Raw genomic sequence first — 12862 nt, 5'->3', positions numbered from 1 at the left:
CAGGTTTGCACCTGTCGGGCCTTTGCTGTTGGTGTCCGGGGGCGCTCCTGCTCAGCCCATGCCGGGCAGTTTGGGCATGCCCTTCATGCCCCCCATGCGCTTCATCATCTTCATCATCCCGCCGCCCTTCATCTTCTTCATCATGTCCTGCATCTGCTCGAATTCCTTGAGCAGGCGGTTGACTTCCTGCACCTGCACGCCGGCACCGGCGGCGATACGGCGCTTGCGCGTGGCCTTGATGATCTCGGGCTTGCGGCGCTCCTTGAGCGTCATGCTGCAGATGATGCCCTCCTTGCGGACGATGTCCTTCTCGGCGCGACCCATGTCGACCTGACCGGCCTTGGCCGCCATGGCTGCGGGCAGCTTGTCCATGAGACTGGAGAGACCGCCCATCTGCTTCATCTGGCGCAGCTGGTCAAGGAAGTCGTTGAGGTCGAAGCCCTCGCCGCTCTTGACCTTGGCCGCGAGTTTCTGCGCCGCCGCCATGTCCACGCCGGCGGTGACCTGCTCGACCAGCGCCAGGATGTCGCCCATGCCCAGGATGCGCTGCGCATGGCGCTCGGCGTCGAACACCTCCAGGCCGTCGATCTTTTCCGACACACCGGCAAACTTGATCGGCGCTCCCGTGACCTGACGCACCGAGAGTGCCGCGCCACCGCGCGAGTCGCCGTCGAGCTTGGTCAGGATGATGCCGGTCAGTGGCAGCGCCTCCTTGAAGGCCCTGGCCGTGTTGATCGCGTCCTGGCCCTGCATGGCATCGACCACGAACAGCGTTTCCACCGGCTTGAGCACCGCGTGCAGCTCCTGGATCTCGCGCATCAGCGCTTCATCGATGGCCAGACGGCCCGCGGTGTCGACCAGCAGCACATCGAAATAGTGCTTGCGGGCGTAGTCGATGGCGGCGCGCGCGATGTCCACCGGCTTCTGGTCGGGGCTGCTGGGAAACCACTCGGCGCCGGCCTGCGCGGTGACGGTCTTGAGCTGCTCGATGGCCGCGGGGCGGTACACGTCGCCCGAGACGGTGAGCACCTTCTTCTTGCGCTTCTCGATCAGGTGCTTGGCCAGCTTGGCGGTGGTGGTGGTCTTGCCCGCGCCCTGCAGACCGGCCATGAGGATCACCGCGGGTGGCTGCGCCGCGAGGTTGATGTCGGCCACCCCGTCGCCCATGGTGAGCGCCAGTTCGCGGTTGACGATGCCCACCAGCGCCTGCCCGGGTGTGAGCGAGCCCACCACCTCCTGGCCCAGCGCCTTGTCCTTGACCCGGGCAATGAAGTCGCGCACCACCGGCAGGGCCACGTCGGCCTCCAGCAGGGCCATGCGCACCTCGCGCAGCATGTCGGTGACATTGGCCTCGGTGATGCGGGCCTGGCCGCGCATTTCCTTGACGATGCGTGAGAGTCGGTCGGAAAGGGCTGATGCCATGCTGCGCTCGGGTGGTGGGAGATGAACCCGCCGACCGCGGGGTTCGCGCCGGCCGGGATGGATGTCGGGCCATTGACCGGGAGACCGGCGGTTGGCAACGGTCCAGACCGTTAAACTTCGTCCATGATTTTAGCCGCGCCCACCCACCGCCCGCCGCGCGCGCGCCATCCTCTATGAACCTGCTGCCCTCGCTTGCAACCAACCTGCCTGCGGTGGTGCTCTCCGTTCTGGCGGCCCTGGCCTACGCCGTGCTGGCCTGGGTGCATCCGAGAGCATCGGCCATGCAAAGCCGCGCCCTGCTCACCGTGGCCTGGCTGTTGCACCTGGGCGTGCTGGTGTTCGGCCTGTTCGAGCAGCCGGCGCGTTTCGGCTTCGCGCCTTCGCTGTCGGTCACGGTCTGGCTGGTGCTGACTGTCTACATGATCGAAAGCCGGCTGTACCCACAACTGCGCGAGCGCTGGAGGTTTGCCCTGCTCGGCACGGCGGTGGTGTTGCTGGCCCTGGTGTTTCCGGGCACGCCCTACCCCGCCCTGCGGTCGAACTGGATGCCGCTGCACTGGGCACTGGGCATTGCCTCGTACGGGCTGATCGCGGTCGCCGTGGGCCATGCCTGGCTGATGGAACGCGCCGAAAAGGCCATGCGCCTGGGCACATCGTCCGAAACCGCGATGCCCCTGCTCACGCTGGAGCGCCTGACCTTTCGCTTCGTGGCCGCCGGTTTTGTCCTGCTCACGGCCACGCTGCTGGCGGGCTGGTACTTCTCGGAGTTGCTCAACCAGCGCTGGGTCTGGGACCACAAATCGGTCTTTTCGGTCCTGTCCTGGATCACCGTGGGTGTGCTGCTGTGGGGACGCTGGCGCCTGGGCTGGCGTGGTCGTTTTGCAGCGCGCATGCTCTACTTCGGCGCCGGCCTGCTGCTGCTGGGCTACGCCGGCTCCCGATTCGTGCTCGAAGTGCTGCTGCACCGCAGTTGAACCGCCCACCTCATGAAATACCTGCTTGTCCTGGCCGTGGTGATGGTGGCCATCTATGTGTGGCGCAACAACCGCGTCACCGATCGCTCGCAAGCCCGCCCCCCGCCGCCTCCCGATGCCGCGCGCCTGCCGGTGGTGATGGTGGCCTGCCAGTTTTGCGGGACCCACCTGCCCCAGGGCGAGACGGTCAAGGGGGCCCTGGGGCCCTACTGCAGCGCCGAACACCGGCGGCTGAAGGAAGGCGGTTCGACTTGAACCCGCCGCCACTGCCCCGCTCACACAGACCTGTTGCACGGCACTGACATGGCCCGGGAAGACAGCTCGCAGTTCGCTCCTTCGTGGTTCGTTGCCTACGAAAACGGCAACAACCAGGGTCGAGAGCAACGCCTGCGCGCCTTCGTGCGTCTGTGGGTGGCCTTCATGCGCGCGCGGGTCTTCATTGCACTGGTGCTGCTGGCACTGCAGATTTTCATGGTGGTCACCGGCACCGGAGGCCCGGACTGGCTGGTGCTGCTGACCGCGATTCACCTCACGGCGGCGCTGGTCGTGCTGTACGCGTGGCGCCCGATGGACCAGGGCAAGCCGATCCAGGCGCAATGGCTGCTGACCATCGGCGTCGACGTGGTGGTGTTTGCGCTGCTGCAGTTCTTCCAGGTCGGCGCGATCAACTACACACCGCTGTTCGCGCTGCCGGTCCTGCTGGCCTCCATCCTCGGGCCGCTGATGCTGGCGCTGGCCACCGCCGCGACCGTGACGCTTTATCTGCTCGCCGAAGCGCTGGTGAGCGCGCCGCTCTTCAGCGACATCGCCACGTCAAAGCTGCTGCAGGCCGGGCTGGCCGGCACCGGCTTCTTTCTGGTGGCGGTGCTCGCCAACCAGCTGGCCATTCGCCTGGCGCGCGAAGAGGCCCTGGCCGCCAGCAGCCAGGCCGTGGCGCGCACCCAGGCGCAGGTCAATGAACTCGTGATCGAGAGCCTGAGCGTGGGCGTGCTGGTGGTCGATCCGCATGGCGTTGTGCGCAACGCCAACCCGGCCGCCCAGATCATGCTCATGGGTGAGGCCTATCCGCAGGCCGCCAAGCTGTTGTTGTCGGCACGGCCGAGCTGGGGCCATCTCTCTGACCTGGTGAGCGAGACCTTCGTGCTGGGTCAGGCGCTGGAGACCGAAACCACGATCGACAACGACGACCGCCCCAGCCAGCGCCTGCACGCGCGCACCCGACTGACCTCGCGCGCCGGCCGCGGCACAGGCTTGTGCGTGCTGTTCCTCGAAGACCTGCGCGAGGTCGAGGCGCGGGTGCGCACCGAAAAGCTCGCCTCGATGGGCCGCATGTCGGCCGCGGTGGCGCACGAGATCCGCAACCCGCTCTCGGCCATCACCCAGGCCAACGCCCTGCTCGACGAGGAGGTGAAGGAAGCCTCGCAAAAGCAGCTCACCCGAATGATCGAGCAGAACGCACAGCGGCTCTCGCGCATCGTTGACGACATCCTCAACGTCGCGCGGGCCCAGCCCGTGCGCGGCGATGGCTCCACGCCCAGCCTGCCGCTGGACGCCATGGTTCGCCAGATCGCCCTGGACTGGCAGCGTCAGAACCCGGCCCGGGGCGTGCTGGGCGTGCACCTCCATGCGCCGGCAGCGGTGGTGGAGTTCGACCCGGAACACATGCGCCGGCTGCTGGTGAACCTGCTGGACAACGCCTTGCGCCACGCCACCGGCAAGGCGTCGTCGATCCGCGTGGTCACCCAGCCCAGTGGCAGCGATCACAGCAAGCTGTCGGTGTGGAGCGACGGCCAGCCCCTGGAAGCCAGCGTGATGCGCCATCTGTTCGAGCCCTTCTTTTCGTCGGAGAGCCGCTCCAGCGGGCTGGGCCTGTACATCTGCCGCGAACTCTGCGAGCGCTACGGCGCCCAGATCGCCTACCAGCGGGTTCGCCTGGACCAGCAGGAAGGCAACGAGTTCTTCGTGTCCATTCCCAACGGGCGTGCGGGCCATCATCTGCCGGTGCAGCAAAACCTGAGCTATCCGGGCAGCGAGTCGCGGCCCTTCAGCACCCGCTTCAGCCCCACGCTCTCTGGCGATCCGCCGCTGGCCACCGGCTGAGCGCCGACTCCTGCACACAGCGCCCATGGCCCTTCCAAACACCCCGTCAACACCGGCCTCCGTGCTGGTCATCGACGACGAGCCCGACCTGCGCACGCTCTACGAGCTGACCTTGCTGCGCGAAGGCCATGCGGTGGTGGCGGCCGCCGACCTGGCGCAGGCACGCGAGTGGCTGGCCCAGCAGCGCTTTGATGTGCTGATCTCCGACATGCGCCTGCCCGACGGCCTGGGGCTGGACCTGCTGCGCGAATTGACCGAGGCGCAACGCACGGAGAAGTGCATCGTGATCACCGCGTTCGGCTCTGCCGACAACGCGGTGGAGTCGCTCAAGGCGGGCGCCTTCGACTACCTCACCAAGCCGGTCGATCTCAAGCAGTTGCGCAGCGCCGTGACGCAGGCGGTGCAAAGCCAGCGCCACCCCCTCATGGGCCATCCGGCCCGCGCCGGCAACGGCCCGGCGCCCGGCACCGAGCCCATGCGCAGTGCGCCGCCCCCGCCGTCCGGCCTGAAGTCGCTTGGGCGCATCGTCGGTCGCGCCGCCAGCATCGTGCAGATCAAGGGCCGCATCGAGAAAGTGGCCACCAGCATGGCGCCGGTGCTGATCCTGGGCGAGTCGGGCACCGGCAAGGAGCTGGTGGCGCGCGCGGTGCACGACTGCAGCCACCGCAGCGGGGGGCCGTTCGTGGCCGTGAACTGTGGCGCCATTCCCGAGAACCTCATCGAGGCCGAATTCTTCGGTGCCCGCAAGGGCGCCTACACCGGTGCCACCCAGGACCGTGAGGGCTACTTCCAGGCGGCCAAGGGCGGCACCTTGTTTCTCGACGAGATCGGCGACCTGCCGCTGGCGATGCAGGCCAAGCTGCTGCGCGTGATCCAGGAGCGGCGCGTGCGTGCACTCGGTGGCGTGCAGGAAGACGCGGTGGATGTGCGGCTGGTCAGTGCCACCCACCGCGACCTCAACGCACTGGTGCTGGGCGGGCAATTCAGGCAGGACCTGTTCTACCGCCTCAACGTGATCGAGCTGCGCACGCCGCCGCTGCGCGAGCGGCGGGACGACCTGCCAGAGCTCGCCCATGCCCTGCTGCACCGCATCTGCAGCGAGTCCGGCCAGCACACGCCCGAGCTCTCCACCCGGGCCCTCGACTGGATCAAGGCGCGCGAACTGCCCGGCAACGTGCGCGAGCTGGAGAACCTGTTGCAGCGCGCCCTGGCCTTGAGCAGCGGCGACCGGCTGGAGCCCGAGGACTTCGGTGACACCGACGACACGGACGAGGTGCCCACGCAACCCGATCAGCTGCCCGATTCGCTGCTCGCCGCATCGGACGCCGTGCGTGAGCCCGACGACATTCCGGCCGACCTGCAGTCCTACCTGGACGAGCAGGAAAAGCAGGTCTTGCTCAAGGCGCTGCGCGAATGCGACTTCAACCGCACGGCGGCAGCCGCCCGGCTGGGCCTGAACCTGCGGCAGATGCGCTACCGCATCCAGCGGCTGGGCATTGCCATGCCTTCCAGCGACGACGATGCGTCCTGACGAGTCCGGCACCGCCTGGAGCGGCGGCTGGCTCGCGGCCGCGCGTCACAGTCCGTCGCCCAACCACGGCCCGCGACCGCCAGGCGCGCAGATCGACCTGATCGTGCTGCACTCCATCAGTCTGCCGCCCGGCATCTACGGCGGACCGCAGGTGGAACAACTCTTCACCAACGCCCTGAACTGGGACGCGCATCCGTATTTCGAGCAGATCCGGGGCATGCAGGTGTCGGCGCACTTCTTTGTCCGCCGCGACGGCGAAGTGGTGCAGTTCGTCGATGCCGATGCACGCGCCTGGCACGCGGGTGCGTCCAGCTGGCGCGGCCGCGGGAACTGCAACGACGATTCGATCGGCATCGAACTCGAAGGCCTGGAGGGCGAGCCTTTCGAAGCGGCCCAATACACGGCGCTCGGCCAGCTTTGCCGCTGCATCAGGAACCGTTACCCGGTGGCGCACATCGCCGGCCACGAACACATCGCACCCGGACGCAAGCAGGATCCGGGTCCGGGATTCGAATGGGCACGCCTGCAGCACGAACTCGGTTGGTCAAGTGCGTGTTTTCCCGATCCCGTCGGCCACACGAAGTCGCACTCGGCCTGAGGTCCTCGCGCAGCTCAAGCCCACCCGCGAGAAGGCGCAAGGCGTGCGCGGCATGTGGGAGCAAATCGCGCCGAAACGCGCGCCGATGCTGCTCCGGTGAGGCGAGATCAAGTCTTGACGCGCACTCCCGGGCGCCTCGCGCAGCGCCGCACACGCAGCCCGATCGGCTGCTCGCCCCGGCCAGAAAATGTGCCCGGCATTTGACGGGGTGGTTTTTTCCCAAACACTACCTGTAGTGGCTTGAAGACCACCCACACACCAGATATAGTGTGTCTTCCGCGTTTCAAGTTTCGACACCTTCCACGTTGCTCCGGCCTGTTTTCTTCCGCTGAAAACCGCCACACGCCCGGCACAAGGCCCCGGGCAACGCCGCGAATCCGAACTGAAACCGACCGTCCTGCCCTTCGACCCCGTGCCTTGCGGGCAGGCCAACCACAACAAATGAAAGAGGAACCATGCTGACCGCTTCTCCCACCCCAGCCACCCCGTTTGCCACCCAGAAGCAGCCTGCCGGTTCATCCACGTCGTCACCAGCGGCTGCGAGCCAATCGGTGTTTGCGCAGTACCAGATCATCCGCCGCAACGGTGCGGTGGTCTCGTTCGAACCCAGCAAGATCGCCGTGGCCATGATGAAAGCCTTCCTGGCGGTGCACGGCACCCAGGGTGCCGCCTCGGCAAGCGTGCGCGAGACGGTGGACGAGCTCACCGGCGCGGTGGTCAAGGCGCTGATGCGTTCGCGCCCGGGCGGCGGCACCTTCCACATCGAAGACGTGCAGGACCAGGTCGAGCTCGGCCTGATGCGCAGCAGCCACCACGAAGTCGCGCGCGCCTACGTGCTGTACCGCGAACGCCGCACCCAGGAGCGTGCCCACCAGGCCGAGGCGGCCAAGCCGGTCGAAGCCACGCTGCACGTGATCGACGGCGGCCAGCGGGTGCCACTCGACCTGCAACGCCTGCAGTCCCTGATCGCAGACGCCTGCAACGGTCTGGGAAAAGACATCCATGCCGACCCGATCGTGGCCGAAACCAAGCGCAACCTGTACGACGGTGTGCCGATCGAAGAGGTTTACAAGGCTTCCATCCTGGCCGCGCGCACGCTGATCGAAAAAGACCCTGACTACACCTACGCCACCGCACGCCTGCTGCTGCACACCATCGTCAAGGAAGTCATGGGCGAAGAAGTGCCCTCTTCCGAGATGGGCGCGCGCTACGCAGACTACTTTCCCCAGTTCATCAAGAAGGGCGTGGACAACGACCTGCTCGACGAGCGCCTGCTGCAGTTCGACCTGGCCCGCCTGGGCGCCGCACTCAAGCCCGAGCGCGACCTGCAGTTCGACTACCTCGGCCTGCAGACGCTGTACGACCGCTACTTCCTGCACGTGCGCAAGACCCGCATCGAATTGCCGCAGTCGTTCTTCATGCGCGTGGCCATGGGTTTGTCGCTCAATGAAATCGACCGCGAAGCGCGCGCCATCGAGTTCTACGAGGTGCTGTCCTCGTTCGACTTCATGTCGTCCACGCCCACGCTGTTCAACAGCGGCACCCTGCGTTCGCAGCTGTCCAGCTGCTACCTGACCACCGTGCCCGACGACCTCGACGGCATCTACGAATCGATCAAGGAAAACGCCCTGCTCTCCAAATTCGCCGGTGGCCTGGGCAACGACTGGACACGCGTGCGCGCGCTGGGCTCCCACATCAAGGGCACCAATGGCGAGTCACAAGGTGTCGTGCCTTTCCTGAAGGTGGTCAACGACACCGCCGTGGCGGTGAACCAGGGCGGCAAGCGCAAGGGCGCGGTCTGCACCTACCTCGAAACCTGGCACCTCGACATCGAAGAGTTCCTGGAGTTGCGCAAGAACACCGGCGACGACCGCCGCCGCACCCACGACATGAACACGGCGAACTGGATTCCCGACCTGTTCATGAAACGCGTGATGGAAAAAGGCGAATGGAGCCTGTTCTCGCCCAACAGCGTTCCCGACCTGCACGACCTGTTCGGTGCCGATTTCGAGAAGGCCTATGTGGCCTACGAAGAGAAGGCCGCGCGCGGCGAGATCAAGCCCTACCGCAAGGTGCCCGCCACCGACATGTGGCGCAAGATGCTCTCGATGCTGTTCGAGACCGGCCACCCCTGGATCACGTTCAAGGACGCGTGCAACGTTCGCTCACCGCAGCAGCACGCCGGCGTTGTCCACAGCTCCAACCTGTGCACCGAGATCACGCTCAACACCAGCGACACCGAAACCGCGGTGTGCAACCTCGGCTCGATCAACCTGCTGCAGCACTTGAAGGACGGTCAGATGGACCACGACAAGCTGCAGAAGACGATCAAGACGGCGATGCGCATGCTCGACAACGTGATCGACATCAACTACTACGCCGTCAAGAAAGCGCGGGACTCCAACATGCGCCACCGCCCGGTGGGTCTGGGCGTCATGGGCTTTCAGGACGCACTGTACGAGCTGCGCATCCCCTACGCCTCCAACGATGCGGTGGAATTCGCCGACCGCTCGATGGAAGCTGTCTGCTACTACGCCTACTGGGCCTCCACCGAACTCGCCCGCGAACGCGGCCGCTACGCCAGCTACAAGGGCTCGCTGTGGGACCAGGGCATCCTGCCCCCCGACACGCTGGACCTGCTGTCCCGCGAGCGTGGCGGTTACGTGGACGTGGATCGCTCGGTCAGCATGGACTGGGACGCGCTGCGCCGCAAGATCGCCACCGACGGCATGCGCAATTCCAACTGCGTCGCCATCGCACCGACCGCGACCATCTCCAACATCATCGGCGTGGACGCATCGATCGAGCCCTGCTTTGGCAACCTCTCGGTGAAGTCCAACCTCTCCGGTGAGTTCACCGTCATCAACGGCTACCTCGTGAAAGACCTCAAGCGCCTGGGCCTGTGGGACGACGTGATGGTCATGGACCTCAAACACTTCGACGGTTCGCTGCGTCCGATCGACCGCGTGCCGCAAGAAGTGAAGGCACTGTATGCCACCGCGTTTGAAGTCGAACCGCTGTGGCTGGTGGAAGCTGCGGCCCGTCGCCAGAAGTGGATCGACCAGGCACAGAGCCTGAACATCTACATGGCCGGCGCCTCGGGCAAGAAGCTCGACGACACCTACAAGCTCGCGTGGTTGCGTGGTCTCAAGACCACCTATTACCTGCGCACCACGTCGGCCACGCAGGCGGAGAAGTCCACCGGCCGTGCTGGCCAACTCAACGCGGTTTCGCTCGACGCAACCACCGCCGGCATGGCTGCCACCACCGCTGCAAATGCAGCGGCGGCAGCAAGCCCTGCGCTGGTCGATGCACCTGCCACCGACATCAAGTTCTGCGCGATCGACGACCCCGGTTGCGAAGCCTGTCAGTGAATTCGCCGTGCTGTGGTGTGTGTGCTGTGTCACATCGATCTCCAATCGATGCGACACAGCAACACAAACACGGCGCGTCACGCACGATCACTTTGCATTTCATGCAGACACTTTGATAATTCGAAGAATTGGAAACATCTATGTTGACCTGGGACGAACACACCACGCCCTCCACGAAGCCATCGCACAACCCCATGTCCTCCGGCATGCAGGGTCTGCAAGCCTCACTGTCGAGTGAGCGCAGCGCCTCCGCACTCTCTCCCTCTTTCTCTTCCAACGCAGCGCCGGCGAAGGCGCCTGCTGCAGCCACCGGCGGCCACCGCGTCAATGCCGCCGACAAGCGCATCATCAACGGCCAGACCGACGTCAACCAGCTGGTGCCGTTCAAGTACAAGTGGGCCTGGGAGAAGTACCTCGCCACCTGCGCCAACCACTGGATGCCCCAGGAAGTGAACATGAGTCGCGACATCGCGCTCTGGAAAGATCCCAACGGACTGACCGACGACGAGCGCCGCATCGTCAAGCGCAACCTCGGCTTCTTCGTGACCGCCGATTCGCTCGCCGCCAACAACATCGTTCTGGGCACCTACCGCCACATCACCGCACCCGAGTGCCGCCAGTTCCTGCTGCGCCAGGCGTTCGAAGAGGCGATCCACACGCACGCCTACCAGTACATCGTGGAGTCGCTCGGTCTGGACGAGTCCGAGATCTTCAACGCCTACAACGAAGTCAAGTCGATCCGCGACAAGGACGAGTTCCTGATCCCCTTCATCGAAGCGATCATGGACCCGAACTTCCACACCGGCACGCCCGAGACCGACCAGCGCCTGCTGAAGAGCCTGATCGTTTTCGCGTGCCTGATGGAGGGCCTGTTCTTCTACGTCGGCTTCACGCAGATCCTTGCGCTGGGTCGACAGAACAAGATGACCGGTGCCGCCGAGCAATACCAGTACATCCTGCGCGACGAGTCCATGCACTGCAACTTCGGCATCGATCTGATCAACGCGATCAAGATGGAGAACCCTATGCTGTGGACGGCCGAGTTCAAGGAAGAAATCAAGCAGTTGTTCCTCCAGGCCGTCGAACTCGAATACCGTTACGCCGAAGACACCATGCCGCGTGGCGTGCTCGGCATGAACGCATCCATGTTCAAGGGCTACCTGCGCTACATCGCCAACCGGCGCGCCACGCAGATCGGGCTTGAACCCATGTTCCCGAACGAAGAAAACCCGTTTCCCTGGATGAGCGAAATGATCGACCTCAAGAAGGAACGCAATTTCTTCGAGACCCGAGTGATCGAATACCAGACGGGCGGCGCCCTGTCCTGGGACTGAAGCCACTGCCGGGGTCGCACTGCCAGACGGATCTACTCTCACATGCGTTTCGACATTTCAAAACCCTGCTGCTGGCACCTCGGTGCCGGGGGCAGGGTTTTGTCACAGGATTCAACACCTTGGGGCCAGCCGTGGATGCATCCACACGGCTCCAGCGCGTTGAATCACTTCACCGGCACAGTGACCGGATGAAGTGCTCTTTGCAACTTGATCAAGGAGAAAACAATGGCAACTGCGAAAAAAGCCCCGGCTAAAAAAGCCCCGGCGAAAAAGGCCGCCCCGGCCAAGAAAGTCGCTGCGAAGAAAGCAGCTCCCGCGAAGAAGGCCGCACCGGCGAAGAAAGTTGTCGCCAAGAAGGCCGCACCGGCGAAGAAAGCCGCTGCGAAGAAGCCTGCGGTGAAGAAGGCCGCACCGGCGAAGAAAGCTGCTGCGAAGAAGCCTGCGGTGAAGAAGGCTGCACCGGGGCCCCTGCTGCTCCTGCGGCTCAGACGAAGCTCAACCCACAGGCTGCCTGGCCGTTTCCAACCTCCAGCAAGCCCTGAAGTCGATCTCTCGATGACCTGGCCAGCCCGACGCGAAAGCGTCGGGCATTTTCATGTCCGCTGCAACCCCGGGTCAGACCGCCGGCGCAGTGTAGTTCTGCCCCCCGCGTGACGCGATCTTGGCCGCACCCATGCGGTTGCCGAGCTCCGCACACCGTGCGAGCGACCAGCCTTGTTCAATGCCATGCAACAAGGCCGCGCGGAAGGCATCGCCGCATCCGGTGGGATCGACCACCTCGGTGGCCCGGGCACCGGGCACAACGGTCTTCTGGCCGTTTTCCCACACCTCGCACCCGTGCTCGCCGAGCGTGACGATGAGTCCACGCACGCGCAAGGCCATCTCCTCGAACGACAGGCCTGTGCGGTCGGACAGCATCTTCCCCTCGTAGTCGTTCACCGTGACCCAGGTGGCCAGCTCGATGAACTCCTTGAGTTCTTCGCCGTTGAACATGGGCAGGCCCTGGCCCGGATCGAACACGAAGGGAACGCCGGCTGCATGCAGCTGCTTCGCATGGATGAGCATGGCGTCGCGGCCATCGGGCGAGATGATGGCCACCGCGATGTCGTTGCGCGCAGGTACCGGGTTTTCATGGGCCATCGACATGGCGCCCGGGTGAAAGGCGGTGATCTGGTTGTTGTCCCGGTCGGTCATGATCATGGCCTGCGCGGTGTAGCTCTCGAGGGCGCTGTTCACATGCGCGGTGTCCACACCGAGCGAGCGCATGCGTTCGAGGTATTCCTGGCCGTCGTTGCCCAGCGTGGCGAGCGGCACGGCCTGCGCACCCAGCTGGCGCAGGCCGTAGGCGATGTTGCCGGCGCAGCCACCGTACTCGCGGCGAAGGCCGGGCACGAGAAACGACACGTTGAGGATATGCAGTTGACTGGGCAGGATCTGCTCGGCAAAACGGCCCTCGAAGGACATGATGGTGTCAAAGGCCAGTGATCCGCAAACAAGAATGGGCATGGTGAAGTCGATCCATCAGGGTT

Annotated in this window: 10 protein-coding genes; 8 read left to right on the top strand and 2 right to left on the bottom strand. The window is 65.1% G+C overall.

Features of this window, described 5'->3' with window-relative positions; genetic code table 11:
- Positions 1–51: 51 nt before the first annotated feature.
- Complete coding sequence (ffh, locus tag QUV35_RS09350; protein ID WP_300873009.1) at positions 52–1422, bottom strand: signal recognition particle protein; 1371 nt, start codon at positions 1420–1422, stop codon at positions 52–54.
- A gap of 173 nt (positions 1423–1595) precedes the next feature.
- On the opposite strand from ffh, the gene ccsA reads away from it, so the two are divergent.
- From ccsA to QUV35_RS09310, 8 genes are all read left to right on the top strand, one after another.
- Positions 1596–2396: a cytochrome c biogenesis protein CcsA gene (gene ccsA, locus QUV35_RS09345; protein WP_300873006.1), complete on the top strand. Its 801-nt coding sequence runs from the start codon at positions 1596–1598 to the stop codon at positions 2394–2396.
- Between the two features lie 12 nt (positions 2397–2408).
- Positions 2409–2651 carry a PP0621 family protein gene (locus tag QUV35_RS09340; RefSeq protein ID WP_300873004.1) on the top strand — a complete coding sequence of 81 codons (243 nt, stop codon included), beginning with the start codon at positions 2409–2411 and terminating at the stop codon, positions 2649–2651.
- 48 nt (positions 2652–2699) lie between these two features.
- Complete coding sequence (locus tag QUV35_RS09335) at positions 2700–4496, top strand: ATP-binding protein (protein WP_300873002.1); 1797 nt, start codon at positions 2700–2702, stop codon at positions 4494–4496.
- A gap of 25 nt (positions 4497–4521) precedes the next feature.
- The gene (locus tag QUV35_RS09330) at positions 4522–6027 is read left to right on the top strand and encodes a sigma-54 dependent transcriptional regulator (RefSeq protein ID WP_300873000.1); all 1506 of its coding nucleotides are present in this window, start codon (positions 4522–4524) and stop codon (positions 6025–6027) included.
- The gene (gene ampD / locus QUV35_RS09325; RefSeq protein WP_300872998.1) at positions 6017–6625 is read left to right on the top strand and encodes a 1,6-anhydro-N-acetylmuramyl-L-alanine amidase AmpD; all 609 of its coding nucleotides are present in this window, start codon (positions 6017–6019) and stop codon (positions 6623–6625) included. The genes QUV35_RS09330 and ampD overlap by 11 nt, the downstream gene beginning before the upstream one ends.
- A gap of 455 nt (positions 6626–7080) precedes the next feature.
- The gene (locus tag QUV35_RS09320) at positions 7081–9999 is read left to right on the top strand and encodes a ribonucleoside-diphosphate reductase subunit alpha (RefSeq protein ID WP_300872996.1); all 2919 of its coding nucleotides are present in this window, start codon (positions 7081–7083) and stop codon (positions 9997–9999) included.
- 140 nt (positions 10000–10139) lie between these two features.
- Positions 10140–11333, top strand: a complete 1194-nt coding sequence (locus QUV35_RS09315; protein WP_300872994.1) for a ribonucleotide-diphosphate reductase subunit beta — start codon at positions 10140–10142, stop codon at positions 11331–11333.
- Between the two features lie 207 nt (positions 11334–11540).
- Positions 11541–11987, top strand: coding sequence for a hypothetical protein (locus QUV35_RS09310; protein ID WP_300872991.1), 447 nt, complete (start codon positions 11541–11543; stop codon positions 11985–11987).
- Here QUV35_RS09310 and QUV35_RS09305 read toward each other — a convergent pair.
- Positions 11949–12839 (bottom strand): carbohydrate kinase family protein, encoded by an 891-nt coding sequence (locus QUV35_RS09305; protein ID WP_300872989.1) that lies wholly within the window; start codon positions 12837–12839, stop codon positions 11949–11951. The two genes, QUV35_RS09310 and QUV35_RS09305, sit on opposite strands and share 39 nt — an antisense overlap.
- Positions 12840–12862 lie beyond the last annotated feature (23 nt).

It is taken from the genome of Hydrogenophaga sp. (genome assembly GCF_030373225.1).
Lineage (GTDB): Bacteria > Pseudomonadota > Gammaproteobacteria > Burkholderiales > Burkholderiaceae_C > Hydrogenophaga.
Note: the sequence above shows the minus strand (reverse complement) of the source record. Positions and strands in the feature narration are given on the sequence as shown.